General features: G+C 63.6%; 20 protein-coding genes. 10 read left to right on the forward strand and 10 right to left on the reverse strand.

Annotation, left to right across the window (positions count from 1 at the left end; translation table 11 throughout):
- Nucleotides 1-4 precede the first annotated feature (4 nt).
- Complete coding sequence (locus tag KIT10_00365) at nt 5-727, forward strand: hypothetical protein (protein ID MCW5897694.1); 723 nt, start codon at nt 5-7, stop codon at nt 725-727.
- 160 nt (nt 728-887) lie between these two features.
- Here the strand turns inward: KIT10_00365 and KIT10_00370 are convergent, their stop codons facing one another.
- Nucleotides 888-3,191 (reverse strand): MMPL family transporter, encoded by a 2,304-nt coding sequence (locus KIT10_00370; protein ID MCW5897695.1) that lies wholly within the window; start codon nt 3,189-3,191, stop codon nt 888-890.
- 73 nt (nt 3,192-3,264) lie between these two features.
- Between KIT10_00370 and KIT10_00375 the strand changes: the two genes are divergently transcribed.
- Nucleotides 3,265-5,403, forward strand: coding sequence for a WG repeat-containing protein (locus KIT10_00375; protein MCW5897696.1), 2,139 nt, complete (start codon nt 3,265-3,267; stop codon nt 5,401-5,403).
- On the opposite strand, the gene KIT10_00380 is transcribed toward KIT10_00375, so the two are convergent.
- From KIT10_00380 to KIT10_00390, 3 genes are read right to left on the reverse strand one after another with little or no spacing between them, the layout of a single operon-like run.
- A complete protein-coding gene (locus KIT10_00380) occupies nt 5,392-9,174 on the reverse strand; it encodes a gliding motility-associated C-terminal domain-containing protein (protein MCW5897697.1) in 3,783 nt (1,260 codons plus the stop codon). The genes KIT10_00375 and KIT10_00380 overlap by 12 nt on opposite strands.
- A 55-nt stretch (nt 9,175-9,229) precedes the next feature.
- Nucleotides 9,230-9,889 (reverse strand): fused MFS/spermidine synthase, encoded by a 660-nt coding sequence (locus tag KIT10_00385; protein MCW5897698.1) that lies wholly within the window; start codon nt 9,887-9,889, stop codon nt 9,230-9,232.
- A gap of 27 nt (nt 9,890-9,916) precedes the next feature.
- Nucleotides 9,917-11,302 carry a hypothetical protein gene (locus KIT10_00390; protein MCW5897699.1) on the reverse strand — a complete coding sequence of 462 codons (1,386 nt, stop codon included), beginning with the start codon at nt 11,300-11,302 and terminating at the stop codon, nt 9,917-9,919.
- A 100-nt stretch (nt 11,303-11,402) separates the two neighbouring features.
- Between KIT10_00390 and KIT10_00395 the strand changes: the two genes are divergently transcribed.
- Complete coding sequence (locus KIT10_00395; protein ID MCW5897700.1) at nt 11,403-12,446, forward strand: adenylate/guanylate cyclase domain-containing protein; 1,044 nt, start codon at nt 11,403-11,405, stop codon at nt 12,444-12,446.
- A 12-nt stretch (nt 12,447-12,458) separates the two neighbouring features.
- On the opposite strand, the gene KIT10_00400 is transcribed toward KIT10_00395, so the two are convergent.
- A complete protein-coding gene (locus tag KIT10_00400) occupies nt 12,459-13,580 on the reverse strand; it encodes an adenylate/guanylate cyclase domain-containing protein (GenBank protein ID MCW5897701.1) in 1,122 nt (373 codons plus the stop codon).
- 674 nt (nt 13,581-14,254) lie between these two features.
- Here KIT10_00400 and KIT10_00405 point away from each other — a divergent pair.
- Entirely contained in the window at nt 14,255-15,088 is an 834-nt protein-coding gene (locus KIT10_00405) for an IS1 family transposase (GenBank protein MCW5897702.1), read from the forward strand.
- Nucleotides 15,089-15,120: 32 nt separating this feature from the next.
- Here the strand turns inward: KIT10_00405 and KIT10_00410 are convergent, their stop codons facing one another.
- Complete coding sequence (locus tag KIT10_00410; protein MCW5897703.1) at nt 15,121-15,486, reverse strand: hypothetical protein; 366 nt, start codon at nt 15,484-15,486, stop codon at nt 15,121-15,123.
- Nucleotides 15,487-15,708: 222 nt separating this feature from the next.
- Between KIT10_00410 and KIT10_00415 the strand changes: the two genes are divergently transcribed.
- Nucleotides 15,709-16,206, forward strand: a complete 498-nt coding sequence (locus KIT10_00415) for a hypothetical protein (protein MCW5897704.1) — start codon at nt 15,709-15,711, stop codon at nt 16,204-16,206.
- On the opposite strand, the gene folP is transcribed toward KIT10_00415, so the two are convergent.
- Nucleotides 16,197-17,012 (reverse strand): dihydropteroate synthase, encoded by an 816-nt coding sequence (gene folP / locus KIT10_00420; protein ID MCW5897705.1) that lies wholly within the window; start codon nt 17,010-17,012, stop codon nt 16,197-16,199. The two genes, KIT10_00415 and folP, sit on opposite strands and share 10 nt — an antisense overlap.
- A gap of 67 nt (nt 17,013-17,079) precedes the next feature.
- On the opposite strand from folP, the gene KIT10_00425 reads away from it, so the two are divergent.
- Nucleotides 17,080-17,625, forward strand: coding sequence for a DUF1599 domain-containing protein (locus tag KIT10_00425; protein MCW5897706.1), 546 nt, complete (start codon nt 17,080-17,082; stop codon nt 17,623-17,625).
- Between the two features lie 94 nt (nt 17,626-17,719).
- On the opposite strand, the gene KIT10_00430 is transcribed toward KIT10_00425, so the two are convergent.
- Together KIT10_00430 and KIT10_00435 are read right to left on the reverse strand one after the other, a co-directional pair.
- Nucleotides 17,720-18,199 (reverse strand): DUF4440 domain-containing protein, encoded by a 480-nt coding sequence (locus KIT10_00430; GenBank protein MCW5897707.1) that lies wholly within the window; start codon nt 18,197-18,199, stop codon nt 17,720-17,722.
- An 11-nt stretch (nt 18,200-18,210) separates the two neighbouring features.
- The gene (locus KIT10_00435) at nt 18,211-19,455 is read right to left on the reverse strand and encodes a tetratricopeptide repeat protein (protein MCW5897708.1); all 1,245 of its coding nucleotides are present in this window, start codon (nt 19,453-19,455) and stop codon (nt 18,211-18,213) included.
- A gap of 154 nt (nt 19,456-19,609) precedes the next feature.
- On the opposite strand from KIT10_00435, the gene KIT10_00440 reads away from it, so the two are divergent.
- The 4 genes from KIT10_00440 (at nt 19,610) to KIT10_00455 (ending at nt 23,785) form a co-directional block, all read left to right on the forward strand.
- The gene (locus KIT10_00440) at nt 19,610-20,155 is read left to right on the forward strand and encodes a hypothetical protein (protein MCW5897709.1); all 546 of its coding nucleotides are present in this window, start codon (nt 19,610-19,612) and stop codon (nt 20,153-20,155) included.
- A 91-nt stretch (nt 20,156-20,246) separates the two neighbouring features.
- Nucleotides 20,247-20,786 (forward strand): DinB family protein, encoded by a 540-nt coding sequence (locus KIT10_00445; protein ID MCW5897710.1) that lies wholly within the window; start codon nt 20,247-20,249, stop codon nt 20,784-20,786.
- A 163-nt stretch (nt 20,787-20,949) separates the two neighbouring features.
- Nucleotides 20,950-22,290 carry a DoxX family protein gene (locus tag KIT10_00450; protein MCW5897711.1) on the forward strand — a complete coding sequence of 447 codons (1,341 nt, stop codon included), beginning with the start codon at nt 20,950-20,952 and terminating at the stop codon, nt 22,288-22,290.
- 433 nt (nt 22,291-22,723) lie between these two features.
- Nucleotides 22,724-23,785, forward strand: coding sequence for an ABC transporter permease (locus KIT10_00455; GenBank protein MCW5897712.1), 1,062 nt, complete (start codon nt 22,724-22,726; stop codon nt 23,783-23,785).
- Nucleotides 23,786-24,031: 246 nt separating this feature from the next.
- Here KIT10_00455 and KIT10_00460 read toward each other — a convergent pair whose 3' ends face one another.
- Nucleotides 24,032-24,577: a tyrosine-type recombinase/integrase gene (locus tag KIT10_00460; GenBank protein ID MCW5897713.1), complete on the reverse strand. Its 546-nt coding sequence runs from the start codon at nt 24,575-24,577 to the stop codon at nt 24,032-24,034.
- Nucleotides 24,578-24,585 lie beyond the last annotated feature (8 nt).

Raw genomic sequence — 24,585 nt, forward strand, 5'->3', positions numbered from 1 at the left:
CATGATGAAGCGTACGCTCCTTGCCCTGTTCACTGTCGCCCAACTCGCCGTCCACGCGCAGAAGCATGTTTACGAGGACCTGCTTGTGATGTACGTGGACGAGAAGTACGAGAAGTGCATCGCAAAGGCCGAAGGCTATACCCTGAACGATGCCACCAAACGCGATGCGTTGCCCTTCCTCTACATCTCCATGTGCTTCCACGAGATGTCCAAGCAGGAGAAATACCTGAAGGACTACCCGAAGGCGGGACGCGAAGCATCGAAGTGGGCCGAGAAATACCGCCGCAAGGACAAGGAACTGGAGTTCTTCAACAACTACGAGGATTTCTGGATGTCACTCAACCTGGCGGGTCTGGAGGAAGGCGAGAACCTGTTGGACGACCCCAAGGGCCTGAGCCGGGCCCGGCAGGTCTTCACCAGCATGACCAAGTACTACCCCGAGAACCCCGGTCCTTGGCTGCTGCTGGCCATCACGCAGTACAAGGGCAATCTGGTGCGCGAGGCCGACGTGAGCTTGAAGGAGTTCGACAAGGCATTGAAGGGCGCGGGCGACATCGGCAACCTGCCCGCCGACCAGAAGAAAGCACTGAAGTCGGCACTGATCCGTTATTCGGACCACATGGTGGAGAAGGGCATGCGCGACAAGGCCCGGCAGTATATGGAGATCGGCAAGGAGCACTTCATGGGCGAGCCGGACTTCAAGTCCGTTTATGGCTCGCTGCACTGATCGACAGCGATAGGCCAATTCCACAAGGACGGAGGCTCAGGGCCTCCGTTTCTTTTTCCGCCGGGCGTTGGAGCGCTGTATCATGCGGGCCACGATCACGAACATGGCGATCATGAGGATGGCCCAGAGTACTCGGATGGACATGGCCGGGGCTTTCGGCCTAAGGTAAGGCCGCCGGTGAACGTCCGCGCCGCAGCAGGCGCAGGGCTAGGATGGGCAGGAGCACCAGGTCGGCAACCAAGGCGGTGGCCAGTGTGAGGCTTACGAGCAGGCCCATGTAGTAAACGCTGGCGAAACCGGAGAAGACCAGCGCGATGAAGCCTGAAAGGAGCATGATGCTCGTGATCAACAGGGCCTTGCCGGCCGAAAGAAAAGCGCGGCGCATGGCGAAGGCGGGCGAGCGGCCCTTGAGCATCTCGATGCGCAGTTTGCCCAGCATGTGGATCGTGTCGTCCACCGCGATGCCGAATGCGATGGTGAAGATGATGGCCGTGCTCACCTTGATGTCGATGCCCACCGCGCCCATGAAGCCGCCCACCACCAGCAGGGGCAACATGTTGGGCAGCAGGGCCACCAGGGTCATGCGCCGGTCCCGGAATACCAGGGCCATGATGGCCGCGATGAGAAAGAACGCGATGGACAGCCCGCCGATCAACTGGCCGCTGAGCTTCGCGTTGCTTCGGTCAATGAGGAAAGCCATTCCGGTCTGGTCGAAGCGGGCGATCTCGGGTCGTGTCCGTTCCCGGATGAAGGAATCAAGCACCTTGTTGCGGCGCATGTGCACATGTCCTCCTTCGTCCACCATGCGCCCACTGATCCTCGCGATCCTGCCGTCAGGCGTCGCGAGCCTGGCCATGTCATCACCTCCGGCAAAGGCCCCGGCTCGGCGCACAAGCCGGTGTGCTTCACCCGCTTCTTCAGGAAGGCGGTAGTAGGTCTCGTCACCCGCGTGGCTGGCCTTGTTCAGGGTCTTCACCAGGGTCACGGGAGACAGTATGCCCCGAACCCCATAAACCGTGGCCAGGTGATATTCCACGGCCTCCATGTCGCGCAGCGGCTCCAGGTCCCAGACGGTGCTTGCAGGGTCCGTCATGGTCACCTCCATCTCGAAAGGCCGCACCCCCCCGAAGCGATCCTCGAACCAGTAGTAGTCCTGTTTCTGTGGATCGTCCTCGGGCCAATCCTCCAGCAACTGGTTGTCCACCTTGAGCCGGGTGATGGCGAGCAGGCTCAGAACGGCCACGGCGGCGAAGGCCCAAGGGATGCGCCTCCTGTGGCGCAATACCCAGCGGAAGGAGGCATGCAACAACGGATACCAGGTGCTCCTCCGTTCGTCCACCTGTGCCGCCACCGGCGTGCGCACCAGCAGCAGCACGGCGGGCAGCAGGGTGAAGGCCAGCGCGAAGGCGAGAAAGACGCCGGCCCCGGTGTACAGACCGAACTCGCGGATGGGCGCGATGCCGCTGGTGAGCAAGGTGCCGAAACCGATAGCGGTGGTGAGCGATGTGAGGAAGGTGGCCAGACCGACCTCATGGTAGCTGATGGCCAGTGCGCGGCGTTTGTCGTGGCCGTTGCGCAGGGCGGCGATGTACCGCTCCAGGATGTGGACCACGTCGCTCATGCCCACCACGAAAAGGATGGTGGGCAGCAGCATGGTGAGGATGCTCAGCGGCCGGCCGAGCAGCGTCATCACGCCCACCTGCCACAGCACGGTGAGCCCCACCACGCCAATGGGCACGAGCACACCCCATAGCGTGCGGAATCCGATCGCCAGGAACAGGGCCAGCAACGCCACTGAAAGAGAGAAGAAGACCACCAGTTCGCGGCGCATCTTCATGATGTACCAGTACTGGCCGTGGATCCTGCCGCCCATACGCACCTCGCCCAGGCCGCTTAGCGCCACTACGGCCTCCACCGCTTCCAGCAGCTCATCACTGCGTTCTTTGCTCAGGTTCGGCGCGGTGCGCATCACCAGCAGCAGGGAGCGCTCATCATTGGACAGGAAGTGGTCCCGCAGACGTTCATCGCGCAGCAGGCGATCACGATCGGCGGCCAGTGTGCTGTCGTGCTCCAGACGGATCCAGGGAATGGTGAATGGTCCGACGGGTGTGAGGCGTGGTTCCTCCAGTCGCGTGGGGCCGATCAGCGAGATCACATCGGGCAGTACGGCCAGTTCGCCATGCAGCCGGTCCACATCGCGCAGGAATTCCAGATCCCAAACGGACGGCTCGTGGGTGAGCGCGAGGAGGAGATGGTCGTTGTCGTGGCCGAAGCGTTCGCGGTAGGCGAGGTAGCGGTCCAGTTCGGGATCGTCCGTGGGAAAGAAGCGCTCGAAGTCATGGTCCAGCCGCACGTTGCGCAGTGCCAGCCCGAATACGATGGACAGACCCGCCAGCAGCACGAGCACCACGCGGGCATTGCGCCGGGTGAGCAGCCTTTCGATGCGTGCGATGCGGCGTTCCATCAACATGGCCCGGTCGAAGCCGGTGGGCAAAGGTGGGCCAGTCGCCTTCAAGCGGGGTCTAACTTTGTGTTCCATGTTCCGGCGATCACCGCGTCCATTTCTCCTCGCAGGCGCCCTTCTCCTCGTGGCGCCATCTTTCGCCGGCCCCCTGGACAAGGCCTTCCAAGCGCTCGAGATCAAGAACTACTTCCTTGCGCGCGAGATCTTCCTGAAGCAGTCGCGCAAGCATCCCTTGCCTTCCTGGTATGGCCTGAGCGTCATCAGTGGCCGGGCCGACAATCCCTTCTTCCAGCCCGATTCGGCCTACGCCTTCATCCAGCGTAGCGATGCGGCCTATGGCGTGGCCAGTGAGAAGCAGCGCGCGGCCGCCGCGAAACTCGGGGTGGATGAGCAGGCGATCGCCGTGCAGCGCCACCATGTGCATGCGCTCGCGTGGGAGATCGCCAAGGCGCAGAACACCATCACCGCTTACGACCGCTATATCGAGACCCATCTCGGCAGTCCGTTCGTCGCCGATGCCACCCTGGTGCGCGATCATCTGGCTTTCCAAGTGGCGCGCGATGCGAACACCGCGGCGGCCTACCAGAACTTCCTGGACCGCTACCCGCGCGCACGCGAGGTCTTCGAGGCACGCACCAGGCTGCAGGAGGCCATCTACCGCGAGGCCACCGCCGATCGGGACGTCGACTCCTATGTGGGCTTCATCCGTGCGCATCCCGAAAGTCCGTGGGTGCGGCAGGCGGAGGAGGAGGTCTACCGCCTGAGCACCCCGCGCAGAACAGCGGAGGAGTACCGCCGGTTCATCGGTTCGCATCCCGGCAACCACAAAGTGTCCGACGCCTGGCGGGCGATCTATGAGCTTTACACGCGCGATCTGAGCGTTGGCACCATCACGCGTTTCCTGCAGGAGCATCCGGAATATCCATTCGTGGAGGAACTGGTGGACGACTACCGCACCGCGAGCATGTTCCTGCTGCCATTCCGGCGCGAAGGGAAATGGGGCTTCATCGACGATGAGGGCGTGGAACGCATCAAGGCCGAATATGAGTGGGTGGAACGATTCGAGGGCGGACAGGCGCTGGTGGGCCGCGATGGGCGCATGGGCACGATCAACCGCCAGGGCCGCGTAGTGGTGCCCATCGAGTTCGATGATGTCCTGGACCCCGCCGAGGGGACCAGCACGGTGGTGCGCGCCAACCGAGCCGGTGCGGTGGACCGCAATGGTGAGATCGTCGTGCCCATGATCTTCGAGGACGTCGGCGATCTCTCGCAAGGACTGGCCTACGCCGCACGGGAGGGTAAGTACGGCTACATCGACGCGCGTGGGCAGGAAGTGGTCCCATTCCGGTACACGTCCGCAGGCACTTTTCGCAACGGTCTGGCAGTGGTGGAGGAGGAAGGCCTGTTCGGCGTGATCGACACGCGCGGCAATGTGGTGGTGCCGCCGCGCTACGATTGGGTGGAGGGCTTCGACGGCACCGTGTCGCGCGTGCGGCTCAAGGGCCTCATGGGCATCATCAGCCCCTTCGGCGATGAGTTGATGCCTGCGGTGAACCAGCATCTGGGTCCGTTCTCCGGCGGCGTGGCCCTGGTGGTGCGCGACCGAAAGGCAGGCTACGTGGATGAGGCGGGGCGTTTCGTGGTGCCCCTACAGTATGAAGCACCCGAGGGCATCACCGGATGGGGCGATCCGACCCAAGGGCTCGCGCGTGTGCAACAGGGCGGCAAGCGCTGCCTCATCGACATGCGCAATGAGAAGGTGCTGCCCTGCCAGTACACGGAGATCGGCCCGCCCACAGGCGCTTTGGTGCCCGTGCGCAAGCGCGGCAAATGGGGCTATGCCCGCCGCGATGGCACGCTGCTGTTCGACAACCGCTATGATCAGGCCTGGGAGATGGTCGCGGGATACGCTCGTGTCCGGGCCAGCAACCTAATCGGTTTGATCGACAGCACCGGCAAAGAGGTGATCGTACCGCGGTACCGCGGCTTGCAGGAGGTCGGGCAAGGCCTTTATCAGGCCACCGGCGATCCAGGCACCGGGCTGGTTGACCAACTGGGCCGCGAAGTGATGTCCCTGACCTACGAAAGCGTGGTACTTGAAAGCGCCCACATCGCACGTGTGGAACTGGGCGGGAAGCTGGGCTACATCCGCTTGAAGGATGGCCGCTTCATCTGGAAGGAGGAAGGCTTCGGGTCGGCCTCAGCGGATTAGCGTCAGGTGCCCCATGAGCTGCTCGTTCACCGCGCCCAGGTCCGTCACCGCGCGGTAGACCAAGCGCCACACGTAAACGCCATCGGCCACGGGTTTTCCACCGAAGGTGCCGTCCCAACCGATCGTGGGGTCGTTGGCATTGAAGATCATTTCGCCCCAACGGTCGAAGATCTCCAGGCGGTAGCTCTCCACATCACCGGCCACCAAGGGTAGGAATAGATCGTTCACGCCATCATCATCGGGCGTGAAGGCGTTGGGTACGTGGACCGCCGGTCCGCAGTCGCCGGCGATGAGTTCCACCTGGCCTTCCGCGTCCACACAGGTGCCGATGACCGAAACGGTGTAGACCCCGGGTTGCGTCGCGTTGATGGCGGGTGAGGTGGAGCCATTGCTCCAGAGGTAGGTGGCGTCACCTCCCACGGAGGCGTTCAACACGGCCGTGGCGCCGGGACAGAGGATGCGGTCCGGTCCAAGGTCGATGGCATCAATGAAGGGCAGGAAGGTCACGAGCACCGCATCGCTGAGGCCGCAGCCGTCCACCGTCAGCGTCACCGTGTATGTGCCGCCGCTGTTCACCGAGATCGATGGTGCGTCGCTGCCGTTGCTCCACAGGATGTCGGCACCTGCCGCATCCACCACCAGCTCAACGGTGTCGCCCGCGCACGCCTTCACCTCAGGCCCCAGATCGGGTTGCGGCACCACGGGCATGTGCACCACCACGGTGTCACTGGCCGTACAGGCGGCCACGGAAGCCTGCACCCAATAGGTACCGCCTTGATCGATGACGATCGAAGACGACGTGGCGCCCGTATTCCAAAGCAAGGACGCGCCGGGCGCCTGGACGGAAAGCGTGGCCGTCTGCCCAGGACATAGTGTGAAAGGTGCGCCCAGGTCGATGGTGGCGGCCGAGAAGACGGCCACCTCGATGGTGTCCGCAGCGATGCAGCCATTGCGCTCCACCTGGACCCAATACGTGCCTGCGCCGGTGATGGTCCTGGTGCCAGAGGTACTGCCATTATCCCACAAGTAGGAAGCGCCGGGTTGCGTCACATCAAGCGACAACGAAGCGTTCTCGCAGAGCGTGGTATCGGCACCCAAGGCCACCACGGGGCCTTCCACCGCGATGACCGATGCGCCCACGCTGGCACTGCATCCGCTCACGGTCACGGTCACCGAAACAGCACCTGCGGTACCCGTGGTGTAGGTGGGGGCCGTGGTACCATCATGCCACAAATAGGTACCGCCCTCCGTGGTGGCGTCGAAGACCACTTCGCTGCCCGGGCAAAGCGATTGGTCACCGCCGATGTCCACCACCGGCAACGGGGTCACCGACACATTGATCGCATCGCTGGTGGAGCAACCCTGAACCGTGGCGGTCACCGAATAATTGCCTGCGGCCGAAACTGTGATGGTGGCGCTGGTGGCACCCGTGCTCCACAGGTAGCTGGCCCCTGGCAGCGTGGCGTCCAGCACGACGGAAGATCCCGCACAGATCGAAATGTCAGGGCCAAGGTCCAGCGACCCGGGTGCGACCACCGCGATCTGGACCGTGTCGCTCACGGTGCATGGCCCTTGCGTCACCTGAACCCAATAGGTGCCAGCGGTTCCCACGGTGATCGTGGGTGTCACCGCGCCTGTGCTCCACAGGTAGGATGAACCGGGCAGGGTGGCGTCCAGGGTGATCGTTTCGCCCTGGCACAGGCTCACGTCCGGGCCGAGGTCCACGGCGTCAGCGGTCACATAGACCACGTTGATGGCATCGGTGGAGGAGCAACCCGCAGCGTTGGTCACTGTAACACTGTAGGTGCCGCCTTGGGTCACTTGTATCGTGGGCGTTTGTGCGCCCGTGTTCCAGAGGTAGCTGGCGCCGGGTACGGTGGCGTCCAACAAGGTGGTGGCACCGGGGCACAGGGTCAGGTCGGGTCCAAGGTCCACTTGTGGCACGGGCAGAACCGTCACTTGCACCGAGGCGTCCACCGAGCAACTGCCCTGGGTCACAGTGACGCTGTATGTGCCATTGCTTCCCACGGTGATGGTGGGTGTTTGTGCGCCCGTGCTCCACAGGTAGCTGGCGCCGGGCACGGTGGCGTCCAGGACCACCGTACCGCCTGCGCACAGGGTCACATCAGGCCCCAGGTCCACCGGGGCCAGGGCTTGGTGCGTGATGGTCACCGCATCGCTGGCCTGGCAGCCGCTCGCGGTCACCGTTACACTGTAGTCGCCGGGCTGATCCACGGCGATCGTGGGGGTTTGCGCTCCGGTGCTCCACTGATAGCTGCCGCCGGGAACGGTGGCATCCAATACCACGGTCGTACCCGGACAAACGCTCAGGTCAGGACCCAGGTCCACAACGGGCAACGGGTTGAAGAGCAGATCCACCGCGTCGGAAGCACTGCAACCGCCCAAGGTCACGGTCACGGAATAGGTGCCGGAAGTGGTGGCGTTGAAAGTGGGTCCGGTGCTTCCGTCCTGCCACAGGTAGCTGGCACCGGGCAAGGTGGCGTTGAGCAGCGCGGATTGCCCAGCGCATAGGGTTTGATCCGATCCCAGATCCACCACGGGCAGTGGCGCTTGATCCACTTGGATCGCGTCCGAGGAAGTGCAACCACCCACGGTGACGCTTACGCTGTATAGGCCGGGTCCGGTCACGGTGAAGGTGGGACTGGTGCTGCCATTCTGCCAGGCGTAGGTGGCTCCCGGCGTGGTGACATCGAGTACCAGGGTCTCCCCGGTGCAGAGGGTCACATCGGGTCCCAGGTCCACCGGTGGCAAGGGGTTGTAGTTCACCGTGATCTGGTCGGACGCCGAGCAATTGTTGGCCGTCACGGTCACCGAATAGCTGCCGGGCGCATTGACCACATAGCCGGGGCCGGTGCTGCCGTCCTGCCACAGGTAGCTGCCACCGGCCACGCCGGCATCCAGGATCAGGCTCTCGCCCTGGCACAGCGTCACGTCCGGGCCCAGGTCCACAGGCGGCAGCGGTGTCACGGTCAGCGTCATCGCATCAGTGAGCACGATGGTGCCTTGCATGGAGATGTCATCCAGCCCGAAGTCGTTGCCGATGCCATCGCCGCTCATGGCGCGCAGGCAGATGTTGGCCGTGGTGAGTACCGCCGGTGAGGTCCAGGTGTGGTTGATGGTCTGCCAGCCTTGGCTGAAATTGGGCAGGGTCACCTCCGGTCCGCTGGGCACGCCATTGATCCACCACTGCAGCCGGGCTGGGGTGGCATTGCTCAAGGTGCGGGCGCGGTAAGAGAGGGTGTAGGTCTGTCCGGGGCATACCTGCACTTCCTGGCACCATACAAGGAACAGCGCGGAAAGCCAGCCGGAGTTCACCATCATGAACTGGCCGGCGCCCGTGCCGAAGAATTGCGGGTGATGGCTCGCGGCGTTGGTGCCGATCCAATAGTAGCCGTCACCGAGATTCAGGTTGCTGTTCAGCGTGAACTCCGTGGTGAAGCCCACATTGCCCTGGCTGAAGTTGCCATTGACGACCAACTCACCGGAGGGGTAGCTCACTTGGGCGGAATACACACCACCTGTGCCCACCGTGATCGATTGCTGGTTGGAGCCGGTGTTCCAGAGGTAGCTGCTGAAGCCCGGCGGCGCGGTGAGCGTCACGGACTCCCCCTGGCAGATGGTCTGGTCGGGACCGATGTCGATGGCGCAGATCGGCTGCGCATGGATCCGGGCCACACCCACCAGCAGGGCGGACACGCCGAGGTATCGCCACAGGTATCCGGAACAGGCCCACATCAGGAACGCGCGCACAGGACAAAGTTCGGACCATTGACGGGAATGGGGCCGTCCACGTCGCCTGAGGCTATCAACGGGCGATGAACACCCGGTTCACCTCCTCCAGCCGCAGTTCCTCCACCTCACCGAAGACCTGCCTCAGATGATCCAGCACACGGCCGCAGCGCGTCGCGCTGGCATCATCGTACCCAACGGTGTTGAAGAGCACGATACCGCCTATGGCACAGCGTGCGCGCAGGGCGTGGGCGAAGCCCGCCGTGTCCACGCCTCGCGCCAGGTCCAGGTCGTCGAACAGATCCACCACCACCAGGCCGAAACGCTCCGGGAGGGCATGCACCTGCACGGTGGCGTCACCGAGCACAATGCCCAGGCCTTCGATCTCATCCAACGCGAAGTGTCTTTGCGCGATATCCACCACCACGGGATCCAGTTCCACAGCGGTGATGGGCGCATCCAAGCGTAGCTCATGGCGGAGGATATGGGGCACGCTGCCGGCGCCCAGGCCCAGCAACAGCACATCATCCGGCGGGGCGTCAGCGATGCGCGCCTGCCGGAAGGCTTCCTGCCACACGCTGTGCAGGCTGCCAAAACTCTGGTTGGCCTCCGTGCTGTTGAGCACCTTGCGGCCGTATTCCCAGCGGATGCTGAGTGTGCCGTGCTTGCCTTCCACGGTCTCCACCGGCATGGGGTACAACCAGCTCAGCCATCGCTTTAAGCTATCTCCGGGCATGCGGTAAAGATGGATCCAGAGTCGCCATCACTTCCGTCTTCCTCGCAGCATCACATTGTATTTCCACCCCCCCTGGCTCGATTTGGCCTGGTAAAGCAGGAAGGTCATGCTGTCGGTATCGATCACGCTGAAGTTGCCGCCGAGGTGTTCGTTCTCCGGTGGGTGCGCATGGTCGTTCACGAATACCGGATTGTTGCGGTGCGGTCGGAAGGAGCGGCCACCATCCACCGAGAGATACACGCCAAGTTGTGCGTCGTCCACATTCCCGGAGCGGCCCCTGTAGGCCTGGCGTGTCACACGATGCTCCCACCAGCCGTCACGGAAGGCCATCCTGCCGGCCACCAGCAGCAGGATCGAGTCGCCACGCACTTCGATATGCGCCGGTTCCGACGTGGCCGGCGAACCGCGCCAACCCACATGATGTTCGAGCACGGGGGATGGATGTTCGTCCCACCGCAGCAGGTCCTTGCTGGTGGCCATGCCCACGCGCTCCACGCCTTCCGATGAAAGTCCATCGAAGAACATGATGAAACCGTTGCCGTATGGCTTCACCTTGGGGTAGAAACAGGCGGAGTCGTTCCAAGTGCGAGGCAGGCCGGGGGCGATGATGGCATCGGGCATCACCTCGTATGGTCCCAGCGCGGATGATCTTGAGATGGCCAAGCCGATTTGCCGCCGCCCCACCGCATCGAAACCATCCAGGAACAGGTGCCATCGCCCCGCGTGTTGCACCAGGTCGGAGACGTAGGGTGTGCGCTCCACGCCCTGGAAGATGCCACCGTTCGCCCACGCGCAGCGTGCGAAGTCCGCACCGTGCAGCATTGGTTCCCCTTCGGCGGCCGGTTCCCAATGGACCATGTCGGAGGAAGTGGCCGCATAGACCCGCGCGGTGTTCGTGTCGCATTCGTTGAGCAACATCACCCAGCGGCCCATGGCCTGGTCGAATGCCACAGGGGCGAAGTGGACGCTCTTCCCCGCGAAGCCCGGCCACCAAGCCGGATCGATGACCGGCTTCGGGACCACGTGTCGGAAGCCGCTGGGCTCCCGGTTCCAGAATGCGACGCGCTGGCCTTTGCGCGGCAGGCCTTCACCGCGCAGCGGAGCACCCGGAACGATGACCCCGGACCTGATGGCCTCGATCGCACGGAGATTCTCGCAGCCCGCATCGTGGTAGCGCCGCTCTTCGCCCCAGCCGATCATCCAGTGGTGCAGGTTCTCCGCCGTAATGTGGAAGTCCGGCGGAAGGTCGATGGTCATGGCTCCATACTCCGCGATGCTCTTCACCACCAGGTCCCTTCCGGTGAAATGGTTGTCCTGCTCCAGGTTGGTGATCATCGCCGGACCGTCCAACACGAAGGGAAACCGAGGCGCTTCCTCTTCCCGGCCACAGCCGGCCCAGACCACGGCGAGCATGGTAAGCGGTGGAAATGTGCGGATCCCCGGCGGCATGCGGCAAAGTACGGGGTGCCCACGGGCCATTCGGCGGTTGGCAGCAGCGTACTTTCGCGCCCCTTTGCGCGCCATCACCCGATACAAGCTCAGGAAGGTGGCCAAGTACGGCTTGGTCACCGTGGGCGTGGCCTGGGTGCTCACCTTGTTCAGCGGCCTGCCGATCGATGCCACGCTGGGCGTTTGGGCACTGCTGGGACTGTGGACCGGTGTGCTGGAGGAGTTCCTCTTCGGCCGCCGCTTCCGCGCTCTGGCCGTGCCTCTGCAGTTCCTGGGCAAGGTGCTCGCCGTGAATCTCTTCACCATCGCGCTCATCGCCATCACCCTGCCCATGGGATCCGGTGGCCTGCCCGTGCTGGAAGGCATGGAGGACCGCGGCCTGCTGGGCTTCCTCCGCATGGGCGGCTTCTACCAGCTGGTGCTGCGTGTGGTGGTGGTCACCTCCATCGCCATCCTGGTGGTGCAGATGGAAGAGTGGATGGGCCGGCGCATGTTCCTGGGTTTCCTGCTGGGCCGCTATGAAAGGCCCAAGACCGAGGAACGCGTGGTGCTGGCCATCGATCTGGTGGGCAGCACCTCCCTGGCCGAGCGCATGGGCGACCTGCGCTACTACCGCTTCCTGAATACCGCCTATTCGCTGATGACCGACGCCGTGCTCCGCAACGAGGCCGACATACACAAGTACGTGGGCGATGAGGTGATCATCACCTGGCCCATGCGCATCGGCGTGCGCGACCAGAATTGCCTGGACCTGTATTTCGACATCATGGAACGGATAGACGCCCACCGGGAGGTGTTGCTGCGCGACTTCGGTGAGGTGCCGCGCTACCGTTGCGCCGTGCATGGCGGCCGTGTCATCAGCGCGCAGGTGGGCCACATCAAACGCGCCATCGACCTGAGCGGTGACGTGATGAACAGCGTGTCGCGCATGCTTGACCTGGCGCGCACCATGGACGAGGACATCCTGGTGTCCGCGCAGTTGCTGGACCGTGTGCCGGCCGCCGCGGAGCGATTCCGCATAGGACCGCAGCATGTGGTGCCCGTGAAAGGCAGGCGGCGCGAGGTGCGCGTGCACACGCTGGAGCGGACCAGGCGGATGGAACCCTGACCGGTCCTGCGCTCAGGCCGGTGGTGCGGCGGACAGCGATGCGCCCGCGCCGGTGCTCTGGTGTTCCGGGGTCCCTACCTCGTCGTGGACGATCGTCCACAAACTGATGGGTTCGCGCTTGCCTTTCAACCCGATGGCGCCGATCTCCCGCAGGCGATAACTGGCCGGGAGCCGCAGCAGGTCCAGCAGGGCCTTGGGGATCAGGTTGTCCACACCGTATTCGTTGCACGTGTTCTGGATCCTGGCCGCGGTGTTCACCACGTCGCCGCTGAAGATCCGCTCACGCTTCACCAGCCCCACCTCACCCGTGGTGACCTGCCCATAGTGGAAACCGGCCTTGAAGGTGGGCACCAGGCCGTAGCGCTCCTGGTAATGGGCGGCGCGTTTGTGGAGCTTGTTCCGGATGTCCAGGAAGCAGCGCACGCAGCGCTGGCGCCGCAGTCCACGCCGCAACGGCCAGCTCACGCTGATCTCATCGCCCACATACTGGTAGATCTCGCCGCGCGAGTAGACGATGGGGTCGGTGATCTCCGTGTACAACTCGTTCAGCAGCTGGAAGTACTTCACGTGGCCGATGCGCTCGGCGATGGCCGTGGACGAGCGCATGTCCAGGAACATGAAGATGCGCATCTCCTGGCGCGGCTTGTGGTACCGGCCTGTGAGGTAGCCGATGCCACCGTTGCCGTACTGGTCGTTGAGGCGCACCATGAGCATGCTGACGCCCATGAGCAGGGTCCAGAAGAGGTATTGCCCCAGGAACTTCAAACCGAGAAGACGGTCCGTGAAGGCCTCCGAAAGCGGATGCTCCTGCTGTTGCCAGGCCGGCCAGAACGCTCCTGTGAAAACGATCACAGCGAACATCAACAAGGACATGACGCCCAGCGCTTTGAAGTACGCCAGTTTGCGCAGCCGGTCGCGCAGCATGAAGATGTAGATGCCACCTCCGGCCAGCCCCGCCAGCAAGCTGGGCAGGAAGCGCGCGTCCAGGCGGTCCATGAGCAGACTTTCCACACCGTGCGCCACCAATGTGTTGTGCTCCCAAAGACCGGAGAGCAGCCCCACCAGCACCCAGGCCAGGGTGATCCGCAAGGTGCGTTTGATGCGCAGCCTGGTGGGGGCGAGGGGGTCGCGCATGATGGTCGTTGGTCGCGGGTCCCGCAGGAACGGCGTTCATGCCATGCCTGCGGATGGCAGGCCGCGAAGTTAGCCGGGACCTTATCGTGGGTAGTGTCTCAGTTTGAAAGCCGCTGACCCTGCGCAGCTTACCGCTAAGCATGCTCCGGATCGTACCTTCGTGCCATGCCAAAGCCAAAGAGACCGCGCGATACGAACCAACGCGCCAAGAGCATCGTGGACATAGCCACAGGGGAGACCACTGACCCGGTATCCGAGGACAAGCGCAACCCCGCAGCCGTTGCCTTGGGCAAATTAGGAGGGAAGGCCCGCGCCAAGAGCCTAACCGCAGCTAAGCGCAAAGCCATCGCCAAGAAGGCCGCTATGCGACGGTGGAAAAAATAATCTGACGCGGGCTCTACGGTAATACTGTTGTCGGTCCCATGAACCCCCGTCCCATTGGAAGGGACGGGTACAGGGCGCCGGTGCGGTACATGAGGGCGGACGCTTGGGCCGATTGGGACTTGCCACGAGGGCAAGCATCCTAAGCGGAGTGTACGCTTCTCAGGGAAAGCCGGGGCCACAACCCCGGCTTTCTTGCGTGCAAGGTATGGCAACCCGCAATAAAGATCCAAATAGACATTTGTGCATACCGCTATGTATACATATCTTTGACCCGTCAAAGACACCACGCCATGAACCGCCTCCCCCTTGCCAAACAAGTCCAGATCATCAACATGCTCGTTGAGGGGTCCAGCCTGCGCAGCACGTCCCGCGTGTGCGACGTGTCCATCAACACCGTCACCAAGCTGCTGGTGGATGTGGGGCGGGCTTGTGAGAAGTTCCACGATGAGACGGTGCGAAAGGTCCACGCCCGCAACGTCCAGTGTGACGAGATCTGGTCCTTCGTCTACGCCAAGCAGAAGAACGTCACCGAGGACATGAATGGGGCTGGTGACGTGTGGACGTGGACGGCACTGGACAGCGATACCAAGCTGATGATCTCATGGTTCGTAGGTAGCCGCGATGCACACGCCGCCTATGAGTTCCTAACGGATGTTCGCAGCCGGGTCAACACCCGCATGCAAATGACTACGGACGGTCACGGCGTCTACGCTGGTGCGGTCGATGCCATCTTCGGCCAGTCCATCGACTACGCCCAATTGGTGAAGATTTATGGGTCGGCCGAAGGCAAGGGCAACGAAAAGCGGTACAGCCCCGCCGAATGCACTGGAACGCGCCTCAATGTAGTGAGCGGCCGTCCTGACGAAACGCTGATCTCCACGTCACACGTGGAACGGCAGAACCTGACCATGCGGATGGCCATGCGCCGCTTCACCCGCCTCACCAATGCCTTCAGCAAGAAGGTGGAGAACCATTGCTACGCCATCGCATTGCACTTCGTGCATTACAACTTCGTGCGCATCCACAAGACCCTGCGCGTCACGCCTGCAATGGAAGCAGGGTTGACGGATGACGTGATGACGATCGCCGATATCGTGAAGCTGGCCTACCCGGATTCAAAGTGAGACACTACCTTATCGTGCGTGTGAAGCGAAGGTCAAGGAGTTGTGTCCTTCGTGTACCGCGCTCGGCGCATGCGCCGCGGCAGCATCACGGCGTAATACCAGCTCACTGTGAGCAGGCCCGCCACGAAGAAGGACGCCGCCAGTGGGCGGGTGCCATCGTCGTAGAAGAACTCCCCGATCATCCACACGGAGTTGGCCAGGATCCAGAGCACCACGCTCAGGCTATGGAGCAGTTCACCAGCGTCCTTCCGGCATTGCCAGGCGATCCAGCCCGCCATGCCCACGGTGGGCGCCACCATGATCACCCCGGCCAGGTGCAGGTCCATCACCCAGCAGAGGTCCTTCAGCAACCAGAGGACGATGTGGAAATTCTCGTTCGCGCGCAGGTTCAGGAACATGGGTGGCGGTTTGCGGCAAAGGTGTGCGAACGGAGCCATTGGCGTATCGCACGGCGTTGTTGCGCCCCCATGGCATCGGGTACCTTTGGTCCCACGATGATGATGATGGGCGCATGGGCAGGACGGGCAGTGGGCGGGTGGATCTTGAGGGGCATCCTGTTCGTGTCGTTCTTCGCCGGGCATGCTCCCTCGGCGAAGGCTTTCCACATCCATCTCCATGGCATGGTCACCGAGTATTTCAGCGGTGCGCCCATGAAGGGTGTGCAGGTGCGTCTGGTGAAGGACAGCATCGAGCGGGAGACCGTGGTGACCGGGACCAACGGCCGTTATGAGCTCTATCTGGAGCGCGGATACGACTACCAGGTGTGGTTCCACCGCAACGATCTGGTGACCAAGTACGTGCGCATCGATGCGCGCGATATCCCGCTGAAACCCGACGTTCCCTTTTTCGACATGGACCTGCAGATGACCATGTTCCGTTGGCTGGAGGGCTTCGACCACTCGGCCTTCGACCAGCCGGTGGGCCTGGCCAGCTACAAGCATTCCGTGCGCAACCTCAATTGGAACGTGGATTTCACCAACGAACGCCGAGCGGAGATCAACCGGGTGATGATCAACTATGAGCGCGCCCTGGACAAGTACGAACGCGCCACGCGCAGCAACGGCCGCAAGGGGTCATCCTCCACCGTCAGGCGCAAGAAGAAGGTCACCTACTTCTGACCTTTTCCCCGGGCCACGAGCCGCACACATTCCACGGCCGGACGCACATCGTGCACACGCAGGATGTCCGCACCCTTGAGCAGGGCGATGGTGTTGAGCACCGTGGTGCCGTTGAGCGCTTCTGAAGGCGATGTGCCCAACACCTCGTTGATCATGCGCTTGCGCGAAAGGCCCACGAGCACGGGCGAACCAAGTGCCTTGACGCTGGGCAGGCCGTGCAGCAGCGCATGGTTGTGCGCCGTGGTCTTGCCGAATCCGAAGCCGGGGTCGAGGACCACATCGGCGATGCCGGCCGCATGGACCGTCCGCATCCTTTCGGCGAGGAACAAGGTCACCTCCGCCACCACATCATGGTATCGCGGCTCCTGCTGCATGGTTCGTGGCATGCCCCGCATGTGCATGGCCACATAGGGTACCCCCAAAGCGGAAACCGTGGACAGCATGGAGGGATCCAACAGGCCGGCGCCGATGTCGTTCACCAGGCCGGCGCCGGCCTCCACAGCGGCCCTTGCCACCGTTGCGCGATACGTGTCGATGCTGAGCCATGCTTCCGGGAACCGGCGATGCACGGCCTCCACCACCGGCAGCACGCGCCGCAATTCCTCCTCCACCGGCACCTCCTCAGCGCCCGGCCGCGTGCTCATGCCGCCGATATCGAGGATGGCGGCACCTTCGCTCAGCATGGTCTCCGCCGCGCGCAGCGCATGGTCCACGTCCACCCGGCTCGCGCTATGGAAGCTGTCGGGCGTGGCGTTCAGAATGCCCATCACCAGCGGGAACCGCGGTCGTACCAGCCGGTCCTTCATGCGCCACAAGGGGCCGCTATCTTCGCCGCGCTCCGTCACGGGGCACAAGATCCCGCTTCGCACAGGCATGGACAAGACCCTCGCGCAATACGACGCCATTATGGGGGAGTGCATCCGCCTCTTCGGGCAGAAGGCGCGGGACTACGGTACGGCCTGGCGCATCCTGCGGGTGCCTTCGCTCACTGACCAGATCTTCATCAAGGCCCAGCGGATCCGCACCTTGCAGCAGGTGGGGGAGAGCAAGGTGGGAGAGGGTATCCGGCCCGAATTGGTCGGCATCATCAACTACGCCGCCATGGCGCTGGTGCAGTTGGAGCGCGGCGTGGCCGAAACGCCGGACATGGACGCGGAAGTGGCCACCGCCCTGGTGCTCGATCGGATGCGGCATGCCCGCGACCTGATGACGCGCAAGAACCACGACTATGGCGAGGCCTGGCGCAGCATGCGCGTAAGTTCGCTGGTGGATCTGATCCTGATGAAGCTGTTGCGCATCAAACAGATCGAGGACAATCAGGGTGCCACCCTCGTCAGCGAAGGCATCGACGCCAACTTCCTGGACATTGTGAATTACGCCGTCTTCGCGATGATCCAGTTGGACGAGGGGAAGGGGTGAGGCATGTGATTATGTGCCCATGTGAGGATGGGCTCTTGTGACCATGTGCTCATGTGACCATGATGCCTATGGGAAAGATGAATGGCAGGCACAGCTAACGTCCACCCTCCAACGGCCCCAGCGGACTGTCGGGGCAATCCATGCGCCGCATCGTGTACACGCCTCCGGCGATCTTCCATGTACCTCGGTCCAGCACCAGCGTGAAGACGTCCGCGCCGCAGTGGCTGTGCCGGCCGTCGGCGTGGAAGTCGTACCGCATGGTCACCGTGGCGATGCCTTCGTCCACGTATACCACGGGATGCCAGTAGCGTTCGCGCCAATCGCCCTCCCCATTGGCCAGGGAGGCGAGATAGGCTTGGTGCGTCACGGCGATCGGGGGGCGGTCCGGATCCTCCGTGAGCACCGCATGGAACACGCCGTCGTTGGTGAGCGTCGCGGCCATGGCGGCCGTGTCCCGGGCGGCCATCGCGGCGAAGAAGCGGTCGATGACCTGGATGACCGCCGTCTCCGGCGCGGGTTGGCCCGATGCCTGAAGCACCGCGACAAGGGGAATGATCAGGGAAGCGATCCGCATGGGCGCGAAGATCAGAAGCCGCAGAAATACCTGATCGCGTCCGCGGCTTTTTCGAGGCCCAGATCGCGGCTTCGCTCCAGGTCGCCGCAGCCTTGCAGCAGTTGGTAGCTCATCAGGTAGGCCAGGCCACGGTCGTAGTAGTGCGCTGCAGGGTATTTGTCCAGTTGGATGGCGCGCGAATAATGTTCGATGGCTTCCGGGTATTCGCTGAGCAGCAGGTGAAGGTCCCCTTTGAGGTTCCAGGCGTCCGGGTCATCGGGCGCGCGGCGCAAAGCTTCCTCCGCATCGCGCATGGCGCCCAGGTGTTCCCCCAGGAACTTCAAGGTGTAGGCCCGGTTGAAGAGCAGGTCGGCGTGGCCGGCATCGCGCACCAGGGCTTCATCATAGTCGCGCAGGGCGCCTTTCAGGTCACCGGTCTCCTTGCGCACCAAGGCACGGTTGTACAGGAAGGTGACCTCCCCCTGGCCGAGTGACACCGCCTTGTCCATGTCGGCCAGGGCCTTGTCCTTTTCGCCCAGCGCGCGGTGCGACAGTCCGCGGTTGAACCAGGCCTGTGGCCAGGTGGGGGCGAGGGTGATGGCCTTGCTGAAGGATCTGATGGCCTCCGCATGCTCGCCACGCCGGGCTTGGGCCATGCCGCGCAGGTCGTGGGCCAGTGTGCTGTTGGGCTGCCCGGCCAGGACCCGGTCGGCGATGGCCTGGGCGCGCCCAGGGTCGTCCAGCCGCAGGTGCGTGAAGCCCGCTTTCAGCAGCAACAAGGTGTCCTCGGGAGAACCGGCCAGGAGGGTGTCCAATTCGCCAAGCGCCTGGTCGGGCCGCCCGATGGCGAGGTATTCGTCCACACGTGCCTTGCGCAGGATCTCGTCGTATGGGGCGATGCGCTGCGCCTCCACCATGTCCACTTCCGCTCCCTTGTGGTCGCTCAGCAGGATGCGCACCTTGGCCCGGCGGTCATGGATGTATTCGCTCATGGGGTTGAGCTTCAAGGCCAGGTCCATGTCGGCCAGCGCCTGCGTGTATTGCCCCAGCCGCGTCAGCAGCGCCGCACGTTTCATGTACGGGTCGGCGAAGGCGGGATCCTTCTGTATGGCGTTGGTGTAATGGAAATAGGCCTGCTCGGAATTCCCGAGACGCAGGGCGATGTCGCCTTGTTGGATCAGTTGGATCGCGTCCAAGCGGCGATCCAGTTGCGCGGGCAACAGCCCGGAGGTGGAAAGGGCCACCAAGGCGATCGCCGAACGGATGCGGAGGAGCATGGCAGTGCGCATGATGATGCAGCGGAAATGTAACACGGCCACCCAGGCTATGGTTGGCCGGTGTTCAACAGCCGATCGTGGGAAAGAAGCACCCTGCGCGGCCCGTCATCGCTGGCATCGCCGTCCAGGGCGCGGCTACCTTCGGCCCCGCTCCATGCGGCTCCATCTGCTGACATCGCTCCTCGCGTTCGGACTGGCCTCCGCCACTTGGGCCGTGGAGTTGCGCGTGCATGGCCTGGTCTCGGACCACCGCACGCGTGAGCCACTTCAGGAGGCGCTGGTGCGCGTGTACAAGAACGGGGAGAAGCAGCATGTGTTCCACACGGGGCCGGGCGGCAGGTATAGCGTCCGGCTGGACAACAACGCGCACTACGTGATCCGCTTCAGCGCGCCGGGCCGTGTCACCAAATGCTTCACCGTGGACACCAGTGGACCGGCCTGGGCGGACGACAAGCGCGCCACGGACCTGGAGGTGGAAATGACCCTCTTCGAACCGGTGGAAGGGCTGGACCTGGGTTGGTTCGACATGCCCATGGGGATGGCACGCTTCACCCCCATGACCGGCCACATCGCCTGGAACGCCGACTATGAGCGCCGCATCCGCCCCGAGGTGGACCGCCTGATGGCGGAAGTGGCCCTGCGGCAGGCGGCCATCGCCGATCGTGGCACCCGGTTGCCGGTGGGCACCACGCGCCACTGATACGACGGCCGAAGCAGCGCATCGCGTCATCGCAACGTCAAGACCGATGAACGGTCGCCGGAGAGACCATGGCGGCCACTACTTTGCCCGCATGACCATCCACATCACGCCTTGGGAACGGCGCGAACTGCCTTTCGGAAGGGGACCCGGGGAGTTGCCCGCGCTGCTGGAACGTTTGCTGGGCACACCTGCCCGCCTGATGGCCCTGACCATGCACGAGGCACCGGAGAAGTTGAGCATGCGCATGCAGGGCCGGTGGAGCGTGCTGGAACACATCGGCCACTTGGTGCACTTGCAGGACCGCTTCGATGAGCGTGTGGAGGATTTCGCGGCGCGCCGCCCCTGCTTGTGCCACATCGATCTGGAGGGACAGGACCGCCTCCTCCCGGGCTACACGGGCCGTGCGCTGGGCGATGTCCTGGAGGAGTTCCGGCTGAAACGGTCCTACTTCGTGGAGCGCCTCACCGAACTGGATCCCGGTGCCTTGGACCACCGGGCCGAGCACCCGTGCAGCAGGATGATGATGAGCGTGGTGGACATGGCCACCTGGCTGGCGGAACACGATGACCATCACCTGCTGTCCATACGTGCCATGTTGCAAGCCGGCGGGCGCAGGTCGATAGCCGGCTGAGGCCGATGGAGGTTGGCTGAGCCCACAGGATGTGCCGACCGTCGCATCCAGCACCTTCACTTCCCAGACCTTGGCCGCCCTTCAACTGTGAACCACTTGTTGATCCCACGGCGGGCCACCGGGGCCGGGCCTAAATTCGCCGCGAACCATACGCCCGGAAAGCATGCGCGCACTGCTCCTCATCTCCCGATTGATCGTCGGCCCGCTCTTCATCGTCAGTGGTCTCATCAAGGCCAACGACCCGCTGGGCTTCTCCTACAAGCTGGAGGAGTATTTCGCTGAAAGCGCGCTGAACCTGCCTTTCCTGGAGCCATGGGCGTTGACGCTCGCCATCCTGGCCTGTGTGGCGGAGATCGTCCTGGGCTTCGCGGTGATCTTCGGCGGCCGCATGCGGCTGGCCACCTCGGCGCTGGTGGTGCTCACCGTCTTCTTCGGCTGGCTCACCGCCTACACCGCCACATGCGATCCTTCCGCCACTTACACGGTGCTGGTGAATGGGCAGGAAGTGACCCGTGGCGTGACCTGCGTGACCGACTGCGGCTGCTTCGGCGATGCCATGAAGGGTTCGGTGGGCCGAAGCCTCACGCCTTGGGAGAGCTTCGCCAAGGATGCTGTTCTCTTCGTGTTCATCCTGCCGCTGTTCATCGCCTCGTGGCGCAAGCCGGGCATCACCTGGAACACCACCGCGCAGGACCTGGTGCTGCTGCCCTTCGCCCTGGCCCTGGTGGCGGTGTGGAGCTGGGTCTTCACCTGGTGGGGACCGGTGTGGTTCACCCTGGTGGGATCCGTGGGCTACCTCATCATCAAACGGGTGATGCAGGGTCAGCGCGCGGAGTGGGCCGCCGCCGCGTTCGCCACCATGATGACACTGGTGTTCTCGTGGTGGTGCATCAACCATCTGCCTGTGCGCGACTACAGGCCATACGCCATCGGCAAGAGCATCGCCGAACAGAAGACCATGGGCCGGCCGCCCGTGCAGCGGATCTACATGCTGTATCGCCACGTCCCCACCGGTGAGGTGAAGGAGTATGATGCCAGCGGCGCATACCCTTGGGATGATGAGGACTATGAGTACGTGGACCGCCGCATCGTGGAATTGGAGCCGGGCATAGACTCACCGGTGCAGGACTTCGTGCTCACCGACATCGACGGCATGGACGTGACCAACGACATCCTGGCCGAGGAAGGCCCGGTGCTGCTGGTGCTGACCTACGACACCCGCAAGAGCGCCACCAGCAACATCGCGCGCATCCGCACCTTGTCCGAGCAGGCCTTCGCCAACGGCTGGTACGTCTACGGCGTAAGCGCCAATGGCTTCGACCGCATCGAGGAGTTCCGGCACGAGCACCAGCTGCCCTTCGACTTCCTGCAGTGCGATGAGAAGACCATCAAGACCATGGCCCGCGCCAATCCTGCGGTGGTCTTGTTGAAGCAGGGTGTGGTGAAAGGATTGTGGCACGCGAACGATACGCCTGCTTTCGAGGAGGCGAAGGCCAGGTTGTAGGGAGTCCCGGTGCACCGGTGTCCGTTGTCAGTACCGGTCCAGGTGGGCTTTCTTTTCTGACGATGCGGTTCTTTGTGCGGCAGGCGAGACATTCGGATCCAAGTTGCCCGAGAGGGGCTTGTTGGCCGATGCCGATCAGTGCGCTGTCCCATCGAAAGTGACACCGGAAGCCTGACCACCGACAACTGACAACGGACGACCGATGCTGCACTACCTCGCACACCGCCTCCTCAACGGCCTGCTGGTGCTCTTCGGCGTGGTGAGCCTGGTCTTCCTCATCTTCAACCTCAAGCCCGGCGACCCCGCGCGCATGCTCGCCGACCAGCGCAGCAGCCCCGAGGCCCTGGCCGCCATCCGCCAGGACCTTGGCTTGGGACTGCCTTTGGGCACCCGCTACCTGCTCTACCTCAACGACCTCAGCCCGGTGGCCCTCATGCAACGCGCCAACCGCGAGCGCCCCGCCTACCTCGACGCCGAACGCTACGCCGTGGCGGCCACGCTACCCGTGGGCGGCGACAAGCTCCTCGTCCTCAAGGCACCCTACCTGCGCTTCAGCTACCAGAGCAGGCGGGGAGTGTCGGAGATTTTGGGCGAGGCCTTTCCCAACACCGCCATCCTTGCCGTGCTCAGCATGCTGCTCGCTGTGGTGCTTGGCCTCGCCATGGGCACCTGGGCCGCCGTGAAGCAAGGCACCTGGGTGGACAGCGCCTTGCTCGGCATCAGCGCCCTGGGCATGGCCGGCCCCAGCTTCTTCGTCGCCGTGCTCGTCGCCTGGCTCGGCGGCTTCGTGTGGTACGAACGCATCCCATTGCCCGTGCTGCCCCTCCTCGCTCTTCTCCTGTGGATCACCCTCCGCTTTACCAATTCTCCATACACCTCGAGGGCCTCAACTGGCCCACTGGCCCACCTGCCTGCCGGCAGGCAGGCTCGCCACTTGCCCCTGCTCCTCCTCGCGCTCTACCTCCTCGGCTGGCTATTCCACTGGCCCTGGGCCACCTTCTCCCTTTCGCTCCCCGGCACCAACCTGCCCATGAGCGGCAGCCTGCGCGATGTGGACCCCTTCACCGGGCCTTATTACAACTGGAAGCACGCCATCCTGCCGGTCTTCGTGCTGGGCATCCGGCCGCTCGCGGTCATCGTGCAGCTCACGCGCAGCAGCCTGCTGGATGTGCTCTCCCAGGACCACATCCGCACCGCCCGCGCCAAGGGCCTCAGCGAGCGGCAGGTGGTGCTGCGCCACGGCCTGCGCAACGCGCTGATGCCCGTGCTCACCGCCGTCAGTGGCTGGTTCGCCTCGCTGCTGGCCGGTGCCGTCTTCGTGGAGTACGTCTTCGGCTGGAAGGGCATGGGCCTGGAGGTCTTCAACGCATTGGAGCGCGAGGACTTCCCCGTGGTCATGGGCGCCGTGCTCGTCTTCGCCGCCCTTTTCGTGGTGATGAACGTGGTGGTGGACCTGCTCTATGCGGTGCTGGACCCGCGGGTGAGGACGGCGTAAGAGGAGCAAGGTTAGGCGCGTGCTCCCTGAATGCGTCCGGATTCACAAGTTGAACGCTGTTGCGCGGCTGTGCGCGCAATGGCGGTCAACCAATTGGTTGTGTGACCAGTTGCGACAACATCGCCTATGGCAGGTAGCACTATTCCACTATTGCGGTGGGTGCAGCCTACCTGTGTGTTGGAGGTCAAGGTCATCCAAGCGGCTGCGGTTCATGCCAAGTGCTTTCGTGCTGACATGCGTGTAGGGTTAAGTGGTCTTGCTCGAACTGTGCCCAAGCAGGGGTTGAACGTAACGGATATCGGGGTCATTCTCCAACAGGTGCGTGGCAAAGGAGTGGCGGAGGGTATGCACAGAAGCCGGTGCGGTGATATGCGTTTTCGCCTTGGCATCCTTGAAGATCTTCTGCACGCTCGCAGCGGCGTACTGGGCGCCTGACTGGCTTGCCGGGCCGGCTTGCTTGGGCGCCTTTCCGAAGAGCGCATCACCATCCAGGCGGGCGTGCCCCTTGAAGGTGGCATGCACCTTCTTCAAGCTGGGGCTGCCGTCCGCCACATGCCAACAGCGCGCGGTGTTGCTTCTGCGTGCATCACAGGCCTTGGCCAACGCGGTCAGGTCCTTGTCGTACCCGAAGCCCAGGGCAATGCGCTTCACCCCGTCCTGGTATAGGGCTTCGAGATTCACGACCGAAAATTCTTTGACGACCTCCATGGCGGTGGGATGGTGCCGATTATGGCAACCGCAGGGGGGTGATGCAGCGCGTTGTCGCTGAGGTCTGCCGACGGCGATCCCCATCTTTGCCC

This window comes from Flavobacteriales bacterium (assembly GCA_026129465.1).
Classification (GTDB): Bacteria; Bacteroidota; Bacteroidia; order Flavobacteriales_F; family PHOS-HE28; genus PHOS-HE28.